The following is a 16689-nucleotide window of genomic DNA, read 5'->3' on the forward strand; positions in this document are numbered from 1 at the left end:
GGCCTGAATCTTCGGTGAGAGAAAGGCAGTCAGGTCGCAACTCCCGATGAAGCGAGAGAAATCCTGGACTTGAATGGAGGGGACCGCGTCGCGTTTTGAGGATAGGATGACTGACATCAACTCCCATCGAGCAACATTTTTTTTGGATTTCTGAAAACCCTAAGGAGATCGAACCATGCGAGTGAGTGTTTTGACATTCAGCGCGCTTCTTACAGGGTTTACTTCCGTTCAAGCTCATGCTCAGAACGCGGCTGAGGACATCACCAATCTTTTGCTCAGCAACCGGTCTGGAGACTGCGCGGACTATGCTGGAGTATATTCTGCTTCAGTGGAAGACATCACGCGACAACAACAATTTAGGCCCATTGATTTCCGTTTGGCTGCGTGAATCATCGCGCTCAAATGAGCGGTGCACATGTCTGATCGGGCGCACCAAGGGCGGCATGAACACATAGTTGCATGCGGTTTGTGACAGATGAGCCCCTTTGCGCTATTGGTTCAAGCACAATGGCGAATGAAGCCCCTGGGATCTGTCTGTCACTGCCGGATAGGTCAGCAACTACATTAGCGCGAGGGCATTGGTCAGCAGCCCGCCAAATGTCGAATGGTAGCTGGGTGAGCGCGGATATGATGCCGATTGGTTCAGAGAAGCGTTGAAAGACAAAGGGATACGCGCGTGCATCCCAGGCCGCAAACAGCGCAAGACAACTGTCCGATACGACAAGTGCCGCTACAAACGTCGCAATCGGATTGAGATCATGTTTGGCAGATTGAAGGACTGGCGACGCGGTTCGACAGGTGTCTCAAAGTCTTCCTCTCAGAAATCGCTCTCGCCGCTTTGGTCATCTATTCGCTATGTGTCCTGAGCCTAATGCTTCCTATCTCGACCTCCCTTTTGCGTTTAGACGAAGCAACCGCGGCGAGAACGATGGCCAATGATTTTAGGTTGGTTCTTGCAGATGTTGAGGGCTCTCGGTCGTCTTCAATTGAACAAAGAAGCTCCCCCATGGCGCCACGAAACCCGTCGTTGAACCATTGTCCTTCGAGTGCAGGCCGCGCAATGCCATGCGCTGTCTCAAGTGTCACAGATTGCGTCGACAGATCCGGTCCAACTGATGTCAGGCTACCGGTCGTACCTGCAACGTATGTTGTATCGCGAGGCCCAAAGGGAACGCCCCCGTCAAAAACCAGGCTTGCTTGGCCTTGGTCCAAACGAACCAGAGCCTGCGACATCAGAGGCACTTTGTTGGCCTGGCCGCGTGCAGATGTAGCAGCTGCAAAGACGCTTTCCGCTCTATCTCCGACAAGAGACGCAAGAAAGTCGAACCAGTGAATTCCAAAGTCGTAAAGTATCAGCTGGTCGATTTCGTCAAACGGGGTACCTGCAGTCCAGCTGTGATCCCAGTGAATTGAGATATGGGCCGACAGAACATCACCGATCAATCCGGCTGAAACCGCCTCACGCATCCAGGACAGGTGCGGGGCCCAACGACCGTTCTGGTTTACCGCTAGTTTAACGCCTTGATCATCTGCCAGCTTCACAAGGTCATTACCCAGATCGAGGTCGGTAACAAAAGGCTTCTGGCTGAGCACGTGTTTGCCTGCTTGCAGGGCAGCTCTGATGATTGGCACACGATGTTCGGGGTGCAGCGTGACATCGACAACGTCGATCTCGCTATCGGCAAGAAGCGCCTCCCAGTCATCTTCGATGCGTGCAGAGGGGCAGTATTCAGCAGCTTTCTCTTCAGCCTTTGAGCGCGTACGGTTCCAGATTGCGGCGACGTCCCAGCCTGCTGTTCGGTAGGCATCAAGATGGCTTGCAGAAATCCCACCCGTACCAATAACCCCGATCCGGGGTTCATAGCGTCGAGGCATTGGTGGAAGATACTGCAGATCCGGCGCATCGATTTCGTGCAGATGAGCAGATTTTAGTGCGTACTGGTCTGTATTGGCACTGTCTGAGGTCATGCGAGTAATCGAAGTGTTCGTTTTTCATATGCCGAGCGGAGCGCTGTATCGACGATCCGTTGCGCTGTCAGGCAAAGTGCTGGATCCAGTGGCCCTTTGACCGGGACTTCTCTGGATATGCAGTCAAGGACGTACTCAATCGCATTTCGTTCACCTAACGGTAGCGGAGTCACTGGTATCTCGTGCCGGTCAGGTCGTGTGCGGGTTTGAACCGTTATGTGATCGGCATAATCGGGCGATGAAATGGTGCCGTCTGTGCCCACAAAGACGAATCCGCAAGTTGGTTGAGGTTGCGTTGTCCACGGGTCGGTGAAGGTGCCCCAGCGCGTTTCCATTTTTGAGAGCCCGGTTTCATAACGGCAAACGGCAATGGCGTGTTGATCGACCTCAATCCCCGGTGTCTCATCGACTGTGCATGTCACCTCGATCGGCTCCTCGCCCCCCATATACCAGGTTCCAAGCGTCGCGCCGTAGCCAAGGTAATCCAACAGCGACCCACCGCCCGATGCACGCTTATACCACCATGAGTTCGGTTTCTGACGCTCAACCTCGTCCGGGGTGACTTCGACCTTGTCGGCCAGATGGTATAGAGGTCCGCGATTTCCGTCGTAGAAATGCACTTCGTGCAGGTCGCCGATCATCCCGTCATCAATCAACCGTTTGGCCGTCACATGGCTTTCGACCCATCGCAAAGGCCAGTTGATGATCAACTGCTTGTCGGTCCTATCCATTGCAGCCATCATGCGGCGCGCATCATCAGAAGATGCGGCAAAGGGCTTTTCGACAAAAACATGCAGGTCGTAAGAGGCCAGACGTTCGGTATATTCCGCATGCTGAGCCGTTGCCACACAAAGAATTGCCATGTCGTAGGGTCCCGCAGCCATGCATGTGTCGAAGTCGGTAAAGATCCGATCTTCGGGAACGCTGAAGGCCGTTGCCGCTGCCTTCATCTTGTCCCAATCAGGATCGAATATACCGGCGATTTCAGCGTCTGGATGATCGTGCACCATCCGAAGCAAGTCACCCATATGCATGTGATCGAAACTGATGCCGACGATCCGGAATTTGGCCATTGGAAACTCCCTTTAGCGCGTGCCGGTGATCCTGACGTAGAGTGCGGTAACTGCAAGAATGATCAGCCCAAACAGGGCCGTGCGCGCACCTTCCGGCATTTGCATCAATGTTAGCATAGTATCCAGCACACGCAGAATAAGTGCGCCCACAATCGCACCTGCGAAACTGCCACGACCTCCGAAGATTGATGTGCCGCCAATCACCGCCGCAGCGACAGAGGGTAACAATAAGGGGTTGGCAAGGCTCAGCGAAGTTTGACGGATCATGCCGAGATAGAGCAAGCCAGCCAGCGCAGCGATCAAACTTGAAAGCACGTAGAGCCCCAGATAGACCTGCCATGCTCGGACCCCGGACAGCTTAGCGGCCAGCTCATTGGAGCCTAGGGCGAACAGCAGCCGACCAAATCCTGTATAGCGCATCAGCCACAGGATAAAGAGCGCAAACGGGATGAATACAAAAAGGCCATTCGGCATTCCAGCGGTGCGGCCGGTTCCGAGCCAGGCAAGGAAGGCGGGTATTTCGGTGCCAGCATTGATAACGAGGCGTTGATAGACCTGCAGACATCCGGTGGCGATTAACCCCGATCCCAGTGTCATGATCAATGGATGGACCCGGACCAATCCCACACCGATGCCATTTACAACGCCCACAACTAGGCCAGCTGACAGCGCGATCAATACTGCAGGTGTCACGCCCCAAATCGCACTAAGTGTTGCGCAAACGAAGGCTGACACGGTGGCAACTACCCCGACCGAGAGATCAATTCCTGCGGTTAGCATTGTCAGCACCTGACAAGCCGCAAGCATCGCCAATGGAATTGCGAACTTGATCAGGTTGCCAACCCAAAAGGTTGAAATCAGCCCATCCCGACCTGCTCGGACCGGGGTAACGATACCTGGCCGCAATACTTCGAGCACAGCGATCATCAAGACAAGGAAGACCAATAGCGGGATGATCGGGTTGTCGCGCAGATAACGGCCAAAGCGGACCATCGGTGGATCTATGGTGTCCATGCTCATCAGCGGGCTCCTTTTAGTGAAGCCGCCGTGCCCAGCATAACGACGAGAACCATAATCGTGCCTTCGATAATCGTGGTCACGTTTGGATCGACGGCCAGCAATGTCAGGATCGTCCGAATGATCCGCAAAATGAACACCGCGATGATCGGCCCAAGCAGACCGCCTTTGCCACCGCCCAGCACGACACCGCCCAGAACTACGGCCGCGACCGAGGCCATAAGATATGGCCCCGGAACCGGCTCTCCAATCCCGGTCAGCGCAGCGAGGCTTAGACCGCCCATGGCGCAAAACAGCCCGCATAGCGCATAGGCCGTTATCTTTGTTCTTCCCACTGAAACGCCAGAGCGGAAGGCGGCAAGCTCGTCTGATCCGGTGGCGTAAATCGAGAGCCCGAGTTTGGAGCGCCGGATTGGCATCCAGACAACAGCGATGCCAAAGGCAATAATGAGCAGTGCTTTGGGCAGTCCGTTGAACAGAAAGTGACCGCGTATTGCCTGTTCCAGCCAATCTGCAGTCGCGCCGCCCGGTGTCTCTAGGATCAACAGCGCGACGCCTTCCCAGACAAACAGCATGCTGAGTGTCACAACGATGTCTGGCACGCGCGTTACAACGATCAAAAGACCATTGATCAACCCCATCAAAAACCCGACCCCAAACACGATAAACAAAGCCGGTACACCGGCCATGCGTTCCATCAGAACGGCAGCGGTCACGGCGCAGACCGCCATCATGGACGCAACAGACAGGTCGATACCGCCGACGATTACGACGATGGCCATTCCAGCGGTTGCGAAAGCAAAGGGCAGGGCGGCGCGGGCAATACTCTCCAGTCCTGACGCACCGAAAGTCGGCTGTATCAATTTCGTGATGGTCAAAAGGACCATGAGAAGAATCGCTAACCCCATGACCCATGCGTGTTTTCGGATGGCCACGCTCACGCCGCGCCCTCCGTCTCGGTCAGGCCATAGGCCGCACGCATCAGTGTTTGTTCATCCGCGTCAGCGGCATCAATCACATCAACCACACGACCGTTGAAGATTACGACCGCGCGGTCACAGGCAAGTGGGATTTCTTCCAACTCGGACGTGTAGAATAGAACCGCCGCTCCTTGATCTGCCAACTCACGGACAAGCGGGTAAATCTGGCGTTTTGTGCGCACATCGATGCCACGGGTCGGATCGAATAGAAGCAGGGTTTCGACACCTGTCGCGAGCCAGCGACCAATGGTGACTTTCTGTTGGTTGCCACCTGAAAGCCTTTGCACCTCGCCCTGCGCGCGTGTGTCGATCTGCAGTTTCTCGACCGCATAAGCGACCCGATCGCGCTCATGCCGCAGTTTTATTGGTCCCCAGTTCTTGAGCCGGGCAGAAAATGGCAGAGCGATGTTTTCTTTAACTGACCTTTGCGCCAGCAGAGCGTCTGAACGATCGCCCGGAACGAAGGTTATCCCGACTGCAATGGCGTCGGCGGGGTGGGCGAAGTTTACGGGCTTTCCATCAACTTCCATCGATCCTGAAGACAGGCGATCAAAGCCCGCAAGAACCTCAAACAGTTCATCCTGCCCCTGACCCTCAAGCGCGACCACCCCTAGGACCTCGCCGGGGAATAAGTCGAACGAAACATCCGAAAAACTGGGCTCAAAAGCCAGTGACTTAATGGTCAGGCGCGGTGTCTTAGCCTGTGGTTTATTTGCTCGAAGGATCTGACGTGTTCCAATGTCAATCTTCTGACCCAGCATCAATTCGACCACGCGTTCTTCTACGCCGGGTTCAATGTCGAGATCTCCGACAGACATGCCATCCCGCAACACAGTGGCCCGATCGCACAGTTCCGAAATCTCGGTGAAACGGTGAGAAACATAGATCACACCCATCCCGTCATTTGCTTTGCGCCTTACGGTCTTCAATACGCGTTCAACCAGATCCGTCGGCAGCGCCGCGGTCATTTCGTCCAGCAAGAGGACATCTGGTTCAACAGCCAGCGCGCGCGCCAGATCAAGGATGCGCAGTGTAGCAAGTGGCAGGTCGCCAATCATTGCCGATAGTTTCAGACCTTCGATACCAAGTTCTGTAACCCAATTTTGAAACTGATCAACAGGTGTGTCTGTCAGCCGAAGATTGTCGGATACGTCGAGATCAGGTATGAGTGAGGGTTCTTGATAAACCGGCACCAAACCGGAACGGCGCGCCTCGGCGGGGCTTCCGACAAACGCATGTTTGCCTCTGATCAATACCTGTCCAGCGTCGGGTTTAAGGGCACCGGTAATGATCTTGACGAAAGTGGACTTGCCAGCACCATTTGCGCCCATCAAGGCGACGATCTCGCCTTCGGCAACCGTGAGGTGCGCATTGGTCAACGCCCGTACGGCGCCAAAACTTTTGGCCACGTCAGACGCGTCGAGAAGTGGTGTGCTGCTCATGGAAGTCCTTGAATGCCGAGTGGGTTGGTTTTGCCTTCCGCCCAGCTAAAGGCGGAAGGCCAGTCAATTCGGATCAACCTTCGCCGGGTCCCTTACAGTCGATGATTTGTTCCATCGTGTAGTCGGTCCAGCCGGGAACGGTCACTGATACGGGCCACTCTGGGTCAAGGTTAGGATTCTGAGCCGCTGTGATCGTTTCACGGCCTGCGTCCGTCGCATTCTCCCAAAGCACAGGATCTACAAGAACGGTTTTGTTCTCAGGTGCCTTGCCGTTAAGAATGTCGACAGCCAGAGCAATGCCTGCGCCGCCGACTGAGCCAGGATTTGTCACTGCCGCGCCGTTCAATCCCTCAACCTCGGTCAAGTATTGAACAAAGCCCGCGTTGTCTGCGCCGACGATCGGCACCAAAGGTGCCCCGGATTCGGTGAACGCATCGACGATTACGTTGTCGATGCCGCTGGTCCAGACACCGTCAAACGGGATGCCGGTGGCCAGGTAATCAAAGATCTGTTGCTTACCCTGGTCTTGCTGCCAGCCGGTGAAAACTTCATGCACCACATTGATATCGGGGTGTTCTGCCAACGCGCGTTTAAAGCCGTTGTCGCGGTCAGTATCGGCTGAGACGCCAGCAATGCCTCGCATATAGACAACGTCACCTTTGCCACCGAGCTGTTCAAATAACCACTTGGCGCCAAGATAGGCGTATTCTTCTTGATTGTTCGAAAGAATGTAGGCGCCTTCAGCCGAAACACCGGCATCCACGGCAACAATGACGATATCTTGCGCCATTGCTTTTTCCAGTGCCGAATTCAGAGCATCCGGGTTGGATGGGTTCAGCACGATGGCGTCTACACCCGCTTCGATGAGGTTGTTGATGTCTTCCAGTTGCCCGGCTGAATCAGTGTTGCGATGCGCGACGATCAGGTTTGTCACATCGGCTTCGACCAGAGCTTGGGCACGCATGGCGCAAATCATCTGTTCGCGCCAGCCATTGCCTTGAACGGTGTTGGACACTCCGATTGTGTATTGCTTGTGCCCGTCAGCCATCGCCACAGTTGAAAGAGACGCTGAAACTGCAAGAGCAGCAACACCATAAAGTAGGTTCTTCATTTTAGTTTCCTCCCAGTTTTAGTCATTTCAAATTTGATAATTTCTTCACTTGATGAATGGTGACAGGACATCCCGGGCCAGCAGAAAACCCCGCTTGACCTTTTCGTCAGTCCCTTCGAACAATCTGTCTTCATGTTCGATAATGATCGGACCGTCGTAACCGGCGCGGTACAGGCCGGAAAAGAAACCGGACCAATCCACATCGCCCAGCCCGCAAAGCCGTGGGATTTGCCATCCCATGCCGGTAGACATCACACCGTTGTCATAAAGCCCGTCCTCATCAACCATCACGTCCTTGGCATGGACATGAGCCATGTGAGAACCGAACTCCTTGATGAACCGTGTCTGATCGATGAACTGCCAGATCAGATGTGAAGGATCGAAGTTCATGCCAACCGCATCGCCCCATTCCTCGAATATTCGCCGCCAGATTCTTGGCGAGTAAGCAATGTTGTGACCCCCGGGCCATTCGTCATAGCTGAAGATCATCGGGCAGTTCTCAAAGCACAGACGCACACCAGAGTTTTGTGCATGCTTCACGATCGGATCGAAAATTTCGGTGGCACGCTCCCAGTTCGCGTCGAGATGCAGAGTGCGATCTCCGCCGACGAATGTGTTGACAACTTTGATGCCCATAACACCGGCGGCGGTGATTACTTTGTTAAGATGTCCAATAACTTCAACCCGATGCTCTTCATCGGCGTGGAGCGGATTGGGATAGTACCCCAGACCCGTAATCTCGACCCCCTGATCGCCGAGTTGCCCGACAATTTCATTGCCCTGATCCGCGGAAAGGCCATCTACGTTGATGTGGCTGGTTCCCGCATAGCGCCGTTGTTCGCCACCTGACGATGGCCAGCAGGCGACCTCCATCGCCGAAAACCCATTGGAACCGGCCCAGGCCGCCACCTCAGTCAAATGAAGGTTTTCGAATGGTGCAGTCAGTAAGCCCAGTTTCATGTCATCGCCCTCAAATCTCGCTCAAATCGACCCAGCGGCTCTCACTCGCCGACTTGACGACGGCATCGCAGAACTGCATCTCGTAGTGGCCGTCCTCAAATGTGGCCCATGTGCTGCCTTGTTGCCGCCCGCCTGCGATGACGTCGGCATAGACCGCCCGGAAAAAGTTGAAGAATGAATCTGCGAACCCTTCGACATGCCCGGGCGGCAAGGTGGCGGCTGCGATCCCCGGACCGTTCATCAAGGTGAAGTCACGCATCAGGGTCTGGTTGGGCGCGTCACGATGCCCAATGAACAGATGATCAGGAGTTTCACTGTCCCAAGCCGCGCTGGCATTTGCTCCGGCGATGTCCCATTGCAACGAGTTCTTTCGACCCATGTTCACCTGGGATGTGCTCATCACGGCCCGCGCTCCGTTCTCATATCGGATAAGGATCATCGCAGCATCGTCGGTGTCGATATGCACAGTTTCGGTTTCGCCGGTTCCGCTGGTAAATGTCTCAACCGGGCCAAGAGGTTTCTGGCGTTCCGGAAGGAAGGTTGTCAGCTCAGCAAAGACAGAGGTCGCCTTCAACCCGGTGACGAAGCTGGTCAGGTCAACCCAGTGCGTTCCGATGTCACCAACTGATCGCAGCGCGCCGCCCATTTCGCTTTCTAGCCGCCAGTTCCAGTCGCTAGGTTTGGCAAGCCAGTCCTGATGGTAGTGCCCGGTAACAAAACGGATATCACCCAGATCCCCGGCCATTACCATGCCGTGGGCTTGTTGGTTCAGCGGATAAAAGCGAATGTTGTAACAAACCGCTGCAACCTTGCCAGAAGCCTTGGCTAGGTCGACCATCTCGGCGCTTTCTACGGACGTCATGGCAAGTGGTTTCTCGCAGATGACGTGTTTGCCCGCAGCCAGGATCGATTTCACTTGCGGATAGTGTGCGTGGTTAGGGGTCGTTACGTGCACTATATCGATGTTTTCATCCGCCAAAAGATCCTCCAGAGAGTCATAAGCTCGGGCCACGTTCATTGCCCGCGCTCGTTCCCTTCCGCGCTCTGGCGATGACCCAAGAACACCTCTTACGTCCACGCCCAGACGCCGAAGCGCCTGAACGTGCACTGTTCCTATGAAGCCGGTCCCGATCACCGCAGCGCGGATTTTTGCGAAGTCACTCATCGTGCGCTCCTGTCAAACAACCGAATACCCTCCGTCCACGATCACGCAGGCACCGGTCACAAAGGCTGCCGCATCGGATGCGAGAAACAAGGCTGTTCCAGCGATATCTTCTGGGTGACCCCAGCGTGCCAAGGGTGTGCGTGCTTCTACAGCTGTTGAGAAATTGGCGTTTTTTCGGGCTTTCGCCGATTGCTCGGTCACGATGAACCCGGGCGCGATCGCATTCACCCGAATACCGTCTTTGGCCCACGCAATCGCCAGTGATTTTGTTAGTTGTTCCACGCCGGCTTTTGACGCGCCATAGGCTGGGTTGAGCGGTGAACCAAAGCGCGCATACATGGAGGCCACATTTATGACGCGCCCTTTCGCGACCGAAAGGGCAGGGTGCAGCGCTTCGGCGCAGCGAAAAGACCCGGTCAGATTTACGTCCAGCACGTGGGAAAAGAACTTAGGTGCCATTTCTTCACCGCGTCGAGTCACCGCCGCACAGTTTACCAAGACGTCAATATGGCCCCGTTCACCTGCAAAATTGTAGACTTCCTCGGTGTTGGTTACATCCAGTTGAATGTAGTCAAACCGGGCGGCGTCCTCTTCGACGCATTGCGGTTCCACACCGGTAATCTCCACTGTGGCACCCGAGTCCTGGAATTCTCTTGCAATAGCGGCACCAATGCCGGCTCGGCTGGCACCGATCACCAGGACCTTTGCCCCGGCAAAGTCGAATGTGACCTTCGAAACCATCAAAGAACCCGGCTTTTGTTGCGTTTGAAATCGGATGCCATCAGTTTCCCTCGTTTGGCGAAATCGTTACTGCAATCGATTACATTTTGGAAAATACCTACTTTCCAAATTGTGTAATCGATTACATAATCGGCATCACATGAGATTCGAGTCAAGCCAGAAATCGACTGCCAAGCAATGAGCAAGATACCCAAACCCGCCACAATACAGGACGTCGCACGTGTTTCGCAGGTGTCGACAGCCACTGTCAGTCGTGTTCTGTCCAATCCTGATCTGGTGTCAAAATCAACACGTGTTGCTGTTTTGGAAGCTATTCGCGAGACGGGATATCGCGTTAATCAGGCAGCCCGAAACCTGCGGATGAAAAGGGCGGGGGCCGTACTGATCCTTGTTCCCAACCTCGGCAAACCTTTCTATTCGGGCATACTTGCCGGTATCAGTGAGGGGTTCGCCGGGTCGGACTATGCAGTTCTGATCACCGACACCGAAAGCAATCCGCTTCAGGAAGAAACTCTTGCTGGGTACTTTCGAGACGGCCGGATAGATGGCGCAATCTCTTTGGATGGTGGCATTCCTTCGACCGCACTTCAGCAATGCGTCACATACGGCGCGGGCGACCGCATAGTATTTTTGTGTGAATGGGTGGAAGGCGAGGCCTTTCCGGTGATTTCCAGCGACAACGCCGAAGGTGCGCGATTGGCGATCAGGCACCTGCATGATTTGGGCCACAAAAAAATCGCGCATGTTACCGGTCCCGACGGGAATGTTCTGACGACCGCTCGGCGTAAGGGTGTGGTCGAAGAACGGACACGCTTGGGGCTTCCAGCGCGGCCCGAGTGGATTATCAGGGGCGACTTTTCGCTGGAATCCGGACATGAGGCCGCCAGACGAATACTTGCGATGGATAAGCGCCCAACGGCGGTGTTCTGCGCCGCGGATATGGTTGCCTTTGGGTTGATTTCTGGGCTGGTCGCGGGTGGTTTGAAGGTGCCCGGTGACATTTCGGTTGTTGGTTTCGATGATATCGAAATGTCAGGATCTTATGTTCCGGCTCTGACAACAATCCGACAGGACCGACACCAACTGGGACGCCGTGCGGCAGAGGTTTTGCTGGGCCAGTTGGCGAACACTGGCAAAGCGCTTCCAATGAAATCAGCGCTTCCCGTAGAGCTTGTAACGCGGGCGAGCTCCGCGCCGCCCAATTAGCGAAGTCAAAATTTTGGCGCCTTTGCTATAGTCAACGAAGACGCGCGGGACGCGCTGTGAGCGATGGAGACAGGGGAAATGAGTAAGTCGACCACACCCATTGGCTCTGAACTCACTGTTCGGGATTATTCCCTGACTGGTGTGAATACGCGTCAAGCGATAGAAAACGGTCTTTCGGCCGCAGAGTGGTACCACAGCGATGTTCCTCGTAAGAAGCTGAAATCGCTTATGAAGCGCAGGGATGCGCCGGCCATTCGTGACACAGTGATCTGGATCGCTTTGCACTTTGTATTTGCGGCTGGCGGGCTGTACTTCTGGGGCAGCTGGCTTTGCGTGCCATTCTGGTTTGCTTACGGTGTCGTGTATGGTTCGGCCTGCGACAGCCGTTGGCACGAATGCGGACACGGAACAGCCTTTCGAACCCGATGGATGAACGACGTCGTGTACCACATCGCGTCCTTCCAGATTATGCGAAACCCGGTCAATTGGCGCTGGAGCCATGCGCGGCATCACACCGATACACTCATTGTTGGCCGCGATCCGGAAATAGCGTGGATGCACCCGATCAGCCTGATCCTGAAGGCGCTTGCATTTGTAGGGATTTTTGAGACCTGGACTTCACTCAAAGTTCTAATGCGAAATGCCATGGGGAACTTGTCGCAAGAAGAGCAGGATTACATTCCGGAAAGCCAATGGCCCAAAGCGGTCCTTTGGGCGCGGATTCACATTGCGATCTACGCCGCTGTTTTGTTGATTTCATTTGTTTTGCTTGTCTCCGGGGCCGCATGGAAATCCCTGATCCCCATACTCTTGATCGGAGGTCCTCGGGTCTATGGGTGTTGGCATTTTGTAATGACGGGGTTGCTTCAGCATGGAGGGCTTGCGGAGAACGTTCTTGATCACCGTTTAAATTCACGTACACTTTATATGAACCCGATAAGCCGTTGGGTTTACTGGAACATGAATTACCATATTGAGCATCACATGTTCCCGATGGTTCCGTATTACTCTCTTCCAGCGCTTCATGATCTGATCAAGGATGATCTGCCGCCGCCGAATACTTCGATTTGGGACGGCTACAAAGAAATGATGGGTTCCGTCATGAAGCAGCGTGTTGACCCGAGTTACGCCATACGAAAGTCTCTCCCGCCGACGGCCCGCCCATATCGGGAACATTTTCACTTGGGAGTTCCGGAGAGAAACACGGGGTTAGAAATCGGTGATCGAGGAGGAACGTAATGCCTTGGGTTGACGCATGCGCCGTAGACGATGTTGAGGAAGAAGATCTCATTCGTTGGGACCACGACGGTAGAACCTACGTGATTGTTCGCAGTTTGGACAATGAGTTCTATTGCACCGACGGCCTCTGTACACACGAACAAGTGCACTTATCGGACGGTCTGGTGATGGACAATGAGATAGAGTGCCCCAAGCATAATGGGCTATTCGACTATCGCACTGGCAAAGCTTTGAGGGCACCCGTATGCAAAGATCTTCGCACCTACGAAACCAGAGTAGGAAATGGTCGCGTCATGGTATTGGTGGAATGACTTTTTGGGCTAGGAGTGGTTTGTGATCGCGCTGTCCGCAACAGGCATCCGGCTTTCATTCGATTTGCAGTTGGGGTTGATCGAGAGTTTCAGTGTGTACGACGGTGACGCTGAGATTTCACCACTACATCGCGCACCTTGGGTCGGCACAGACGAAGTTATGCCCGAAGGTATAGCACCTCATTTGGAAAAACTCGGCGGTGATTTCTTCTGCGCCCCATTCGGGTCAACTGAGGGGACATCGCCGCTGCATGGGTGGCCAGCTAACTCTCGTTGGAAACTAGAAGAAAAGACCGACAGCTATTTGCGCGCTGAGCTCGACAGAACGGTCTATGGAGCTAGGCTGCAAAAAGAGATTACACTGCATCCTGAGCATCCATTCGTCTACCAGCGTCACACTTTCATTGGTGGCGACGGCGCGATGCCGGTTGCAAATCACGCAAATGTATCCTTGCCCAATGGTGGGATCATTCATACCTCTCGAAAGCAGTGTTGGAGAACGCCTAAGGTTGAACAGGAAGTTGATCCGGCCTTAGGCTATTCAGCGCTTAGATATCCGGCTGAAAGCCAAACGTTGGCGTCTTTTCCTGGGAAAGACCGCGAAGTGAATCTGTCAAACTACCCATGGTCTCCACAGAGTGAAGATTTTGTTGTTGGATTGGATTCGCCTGAAGAGAAATTGGGTTGGACCGCGGTAACTCGCCCGGTGGAGGGCGACATGTTCCTGTCGCTAAAATCGGCTCAGGCTTTGCCGATGACGATGTTGTGGCATTCGAACGGTGGTCGATATTATGCTCCTTGGTCGAGCCGCCACTTCGCCTGCCTTGGGGTTGAGGAGGGTGCCGCTTCGCCCATCCTGGGAAATGTCGAAAACAGTTTCCCGAACGATCACGGCGTCATTCATCTAAACCCCGATCGCCAAGTTGAGGTTACACATGTCATCGGGGCGCTTCGTTGGCGTAGTGGAGCCAGGGTGATTGCAGTTGAAACTCTGGGAAACCAACTTTTGATCCGAGGTACAGAAAATCAGGAGATTCTTGTGCCATTCGATCCGCAAGCCCTGAACATTTGAACGGGTGGTGCAGGGGAAATTGGCTTGAGACAGGCAGGGCAGTTTCGTAGCTTCGCTTGATGACAAAAACGCTCACTTTTTTGCTGCTTCAAAACCAACCCTGAGATCATTCGTCTAGCAGTGATCGTGTTCGTTCGATTCTGGTTGAATAGGTTTGGCCCTATCTGTGCCGCAGAAATTAGCCGAAAACGCATAAATCGGATGCGATGTTTCGCGAACTGGTAGCGGCATCTAAATAAGGTTATTATTGAAGATCAACGGCAAGCAATATCACCCGTGGCGGGAATCCGACAATGAAGGCGAGGTGCTGGAAATCTATGTCACGAAGCGCCGGGATCGTGTTGCGGCCCTTTTACACTTGAAGAAAGCGATGAAACGATGGGGCCAGTCAGGGTTTCGTCGTCACTGACAAGTTGCACTCTTACGACGCGGCGATGAAAGTCATAGGGAATGCGTTAGGACAAGAAACTGGCCGTAGGAAGAACAATCTTGCTGAGTATTCACATCTTCCGTCGGCGAAAAGAACGTGCGATGCTCTGCCTCCGGCAAAGGCGGTGTTTGCAAAAGTTTGCCGCAGACGACACTTCCGTCCATAGTCATTTCAATCATGAACGGCAGCTTTACTCACGCGACAAGTTCAAACTCAGTTGAACCGCCGCTCTTTCGGCGTGGAGCCAATTTAGTTTCGCCTAATTTTCAGCTTTCTGAGGTAGACTGAGACTGGTTCGAATTTGCCTGACAGCACCGCCACTCAGCCTGTTTCACCAAGCAACCTGCGATTTCTTTCTTCTGCAAACGCGGATTGGCTTCGCTGCAAGAATGTGCGTCGCGCTGCAGATCCTTCGAAATTATTTCCCACGAATAAGGGTCAGTTGCCCTGATTGCGGGCTTCCAACCGTTCAAGGTTCACAACGGTCGACAGCATCAACCTGTCATGGCTCCAGTCGTCTACAGGCTGCAATGACGCAGCGCCTAACGCCAATATCACAGCAAAAGCCACGCTTAAGGCAAAGAACAGAGGGGGCATTGTGGGTTGGATTGCAGGGGCATCTGCCAGGGCAATCACACGTTGACGCAAGACGCGTTTGGCCTTGCCCCCTTTAACCAATGCTACGTTCAATACACGCGGGCTGCCGCGCATTACTGAATTGGAGCAATAGTTCAGCAGGCAGGACGTGTATTCGACCGCGTTGATTTCACGGCGCGAAACGACGGATTGATCACAGGCCAGCTCGCGCAGCCGATCGAATTGAAACTTGAGAATCAGATATGCCGGGTTCCAGAACAGGAACGGCCGCAAAAGCTCGAACCCCAGTTCCCATTCAACATCGGCAGCCCTTACATGTTGCAGCTCGTGTGCAAGGGCAAACCGCATATCGCTGGGGGTGTTGAGCAGATGGCTGGGCAATACCACATGCCTGCGCCACAAACCGCGAACGGCGAAGGGGACTGTGACCCGGTCGGACAGGCGGATATCGACCTTTTCCGAGCTTCGCCACAGATAGCTGGAGCGAACAATGCCTCGGATTGCCAAACCGTCACGGATAATGCGCAGGATGCAGACCGCAGAATAGAGCGCCATTACCACCAAGATTGCCGATATAATCGGGTTTTCTCCTGCAAGGGTCTGTTCGATCCACCTTTGCCGGGTATTGAGCAGGGCCTCGAACTGGGTGGCGGGCATGGCGATATCGCCACGCAGATAGGCGGCAACGGCAAGATCCCCAATGGCGACCCCGCCTTCAACGGAATACATCGCCATGACCAAACCAGCCCCGATTGCCAAAAGGGGGCTGAGCAGTACGCAAAGACACAGAATTTTCAATGCGCGCAGCTGTGCAACAAACCCGTGTCGCATCTGCGTCATTGAAACCACGTATCTTGCCGCGATCCATACAATCGCTGCTAGGGCAAGAACCAGATTCAGTTCGAGAAATGCGTCGAGAACCGGTTTAACCGCTGTCATTTTGCAGTCTCCTCTCTACCAGTGCCCGAATATCCTCAAGATCTGCCTCGCTCAGACCGGCGTCATCTACCAACCGTGCAACCAACGTGGCTGGTGTGTCATCGAACAAGGTTCGTGACAGGTTCTGCAGTGAGCGCGCCTGATACCTATCCTTTTCCAGAAGCGGCGTATAACTCAGGGTCTTGCCGTTTTTGCGACTTTCTACAAAGCCTTTTTCGTCAAGAATGCGAAGGATTGTGGCCCCTGACGTATAGGCCAGGTTCCGATCTGGTGGCAGCCGGTCCAGTACATCACGCACCGAGCCCTGACCCAGAGCCCAGAGTTCGTTCATGAACTCCAGTTCGACCTCGGTCAGCAGGTTTGTCGTCTTTTTCTTTCGCATTGATCCCAGTGCCGTCATTTTACCTGTGCCTGACAGACAAGCATCCTTTGATGGTT

15 protein-coding genes and 2 pseudogenes are annotated in these 16689 nt (G+C 54.2%); 6 read left to right on the forward strand and 11 right to left on the reverse strand.

Annotated features, from left to right (window positions below; all coding sequences use genetic code 11):
• Nucleotides 1-551: 551 nt before the first annotated feature.
• Nucleotides 552-856, forward strand: a pseudogene (locus AC2FH8_RS11285) (transposase); the annotation flags it as partial.
• Here the strand turns inward: AC2FH8_RS11285 and AC2FH8_RS11290 are convergent.
• The 9 genes from AC2FH8_RS11290 to AC2FH8_RS11330 form a co-directional block, all read right to left on the reverse strand.
• A complete protein-coding gene (locus AC2FH8_RS11290) occupies nucleotides 847-1968 on the reverse strand; it encodes a Gfo/Idh/MocA family protein (RefSeq protein WP_496689790.1) in 1122 nt (373 codons plus the stop codon). The pseudogene AC2FH8_RS11285 and the gene AC2FH8_RS11290 overlap by 10 nt on opposite strands.
• The gene (locus AC2FH8_RS11295; RefSeq protein WP_496689791.1) at nucleotides 1965-3041 is read right to left on the reverse strand and encodes a Gfo/Idh/MocA family protein; all 1077 of its coding nucleotides are present in this window, start codon (nucleotides 3039-3041) and stop codon (nucleotides 1965-1967) included. The genes AC2FH8_RS11290 and AC2FH8_RS11295 overlap by 4 nt, the downstream gene beginning before the upstream one ends.
• Before the next feature lie 12 nt (nucleotides 3042-3053).
• A complete protein-coding gene (locus tag AC2FH8_RS11300) occupies nucleotides 3054-4061 on the reverse strand; it encodes an ABC transporter permease (protein WP_496689792.1) in 1008 nt (335 codons plus the stop codon).
• Nucleotides 4061-4999, reverse strand: a complete 939-nt coding sequence (locus AC2FH8_RS11305) for an ABC transporter permease (RefSeq protein WP_496689793.1) — start codon at nucleotides 4997-4999, stop codon at nucleotides 4061-4063. The genes AC2FH8_RS11300 and AC2FH8_RS11305 overlap by 1 nt, the downstream gene beginning before the upstream one ends.
• Nucleotides 4996-6480 carry a sugar ABC transporter ATP-binding protein gene (locus AC2FH8_RS11310; protein ID WP_496689794.1) on the reverse strand — a complete coding sequence of 495 codons (1485 nt, stop codon included), beginning with the start codon at nucleotides 6478-6480 and terminating at the stop codon, nucleotides 4996-4998. Before AC2FH8_RS11310 ends, AC2FH8_RS11305 begins: the two co-directional genes overlap by 4 nt.
• A 73-nt stretch (nucleotides 6481-6553) precedes the next feature.
• Nucleotides 6554-7591, reverse strand: a complete 1038-nt coding sequence (locus tag AC2FH8_RS11315) for an ABC transporter substrate-binding protein (protein ID WP_142634734.1) — start codon at nucleotides 7589-7591, stop codon at nucleotides 6554-6556.
• Between the two features lie 45 nt (nucleotides 7592-7636).
• On the reverse strand, nucleotides 7637-8551 hold the full coding sequence (locus AC2FH8_RS11320) for a sugar phosphate isomerase/epimerase family protein (RefSeq protein WP_496689795.1): 915 nt from the start codon (nucleotides 8549-8551) through the stop codon (nucleotides 7637-7639).
• A 10-nt stretch (nucleotides 8552-8561) separates the two neighbouring features.
• Nucleotides 8562-9716 (reverse strand): Gfo/Idh/MocA family protein, encoded by a 1155-nt coding sequence (locus AC2FH8_RS11325; RefSeq protein ID WP_496689796.1) that lies wholly within the window; start codon nucleotides 9714-9716, stop codon nucleotides 8562-8564.
• Between the two features lie 12 nt (nucleotides 9717-9728).
• Nucleotides 9729-10457: an SDR family NAD(P)-dependent oxidoreductase gene (locus AC2FH8_RS11330; protein WP_496689797.1), complete on the reverse strand. Its 729-nt coding sequence runs from the start codon at nucleotides 10455-10457 to the stop codon at nucleotides 9729-9731.
• Between the two features lie 177 nt (nucleotides 10458-10634).
• Between AC2FH8_RS11330 and AC2FH8_RS11335 the strand changes: the two genes are divergently transcribed.
• From AC2FH8_RS11335 to AC2FH8_RS11355, 5 genes and pseudogenes are all read left to right on the forward strand, one after another.
• On the forward strand, nucleotides 10635-11663 hold the full coding sequence (locus AC2FH8_RS11335) for a LacI family DNA-binding transcriptional regulator (RefSeq protein WP_496689798.1): 1029 nt from the start codon (nucleotides 10635-10637) through the stop codon (nucleotides 11661-11663).
• A gap of 78 nt (nucleotides 11664-11741) precedes the next feature.
• Nucleotides 11742-12902, forward strand: a complete 1161-nt coding sequence (locus tag AC2FH8_RS11340) for a fatty acid desaturase family protein (RefSeq protein ID WP_496689799.1) — start codon at nucleotides 11742-11744, stop codon at nucleotides 12900-12902.
• Nucleotides 12902-13213, forward strand: a complete 312-nt coding sequence (locus AC2FH8_RS11345; RefSeq protein WP_496689800.1) for a MocE family 2Fe-2S type ferredoxin — start codon at nucleotides 12902-12904, stop codon at nucleotides 13211-13213. Before AC2FH8_RS11340 ends, AC2FH8_RS11345 begins: the two co-directional genes overlap by 1 nt.
• Before the next feature lie 22 nt (nucleotides 13214-13235).
• Nucleotides 13236-14285 (forward strand): hypothetical protein, encoded by a 1050-nt coding sequence (locus AC2FH8_RS11350; protein WP_496689801.1) that lies wholly within the window; start codon nucleotides 13236-13238, stop codon nucleotides 14283-14285.
• 105 nt (nucleotides 14286-14390) lie between these two features.
• A pseudogene (locus AC2FH8_RS11355) lies at nucleotides 14391-14936 on the forward strand (DDE-type integrase/transposase/recombinase).
• Between the two features lie 217 nt (nucleotides 14937-15153).
• Here the strand turns inward: AC2FH8_RS11355 and AC2FH8_RS11360 are convergent.
• Both AC2FH8_RS11360 and AC2FH8_RS11365 read right to left on the reverse strand, forming a co-directional pair.
• A complete protein-coding gene (locus tag AC2FH8_RS11360; RefSeq protein WP_281994828.1) occupies nucleotides 15154-16251 on the reverse strand; it encodes a M56 family metallopeptidase in 1098 nt (365 codons plus the stop codon).
• Entirely contained in the window at nucleotides 16238-16633 is a 396-nt protein-coding gene (locus AC2FH8_RS11365) for a BlaI/MecI/CopY family transcriptional regulator (RefSeq protein ID WP_142634715.1), read from the reverse strand. Before AC2FH8_RS11365 ends, AC2FH8_RS11360 begins: the two co-directional genes overlap by 14 nt.
• Nucleotides 16634-16689: the final 56 nt, after the last annotated feature.

The sequence above is a fragment of the Ruegeria sp. CDSC025 genome, assembly GCF_059610805.1.

Coding starts and splice junctions, on each gene's coding strand:
- AC2FH8_RS11290 (WP_496689790.1), bottom strand. CDS start 1,968: ATGACCTCAGACAGTGCCAATACAGACCAGTACGCACTAAAATCTGCT.
- AC2FH8_RS11295 (WP_496689791.1), bottom strand. CDS start 3,041: ATGGCCAAATTCCGGATCGTCGGCATCAGTTTCGATCACATGCATATG.
- AC2FH8_RS11300 (WP_496689792.1), bottom strand. CDS start 4,061: ATGAGCATGGACACCATAGATCCACCGATGGTCCGCTTTGGCCGTTAT.
- AC2FH8_RS11310 (WP_496689794.1), bottom strand. CDS start 6,480: ATGAGCAGCACACCACTTCTCGACGCGTCTGACGTGGCCAAAAGTTTT.
- AC2FH8_RS11315 (WP_142634734.1), bottom strand. CDS start 7,591: ATGAAGAACCTACTTTATGGTGTTGCTGCTCTTGCAGTTTCAGCGTCT.
- AC2FH8_RS11320 (WP_496689795.1), bottom strand. CDS start 8,551: ATGAAACTGGGCTTACTGACTGCACCATTCGAAAACCTTCATTTGACT.
- AC2FH8_RS11325 (WP_496689796.1), bottom strand. CDS start 9,716: ATGAGTGACTTCGCAAAAATCCGCGCTGCGGTGATCGGGACCGGCTTC.
- AC2FH8_RS11330 (WP_496689797.1), bottom strand. CDS start 10,457: ATGGTTTCGAAGGTCACATTCGACTTTGCCGGGGCAAAGGTCCTGGTG.
- AC2FH8_RS11335 (WP_496689798.1), top strand. CDS start 10,635: ATGAGCAAGATACCCAAACCCGCCACAATACAGGACGTCGCACGTGTT.
- AC2FH8_RS11340 (WP_496689799.1), top strand. CDS start 11,742: ATGAGTAAGTCGACCACACCCATTGGCTCTGAACTCACTGTTCGGGAT.
- AC2FH8_RS11345 (WP_496689800.1), top strand. CDS start 12,902: ATGCCTTGGGTTGACGCATGCGCCGTAGACGATGTTGAGGAAGAAGAT.
- AC2FH8_RS11360 (WP_281994828.1), bottom strand. CDS start 16,251: ATGACAGCGGTTAAACCGGTTCTCGACGCATTTCTCGAACTGAATCTG.
- AC2FH8_RS11365 (WP_142634715.1), bottom strand. CDS start 16,633: ATGCGAAAGAAAAAGACGACAAACCTGCTGACCGAGGTCGAACTGGAG.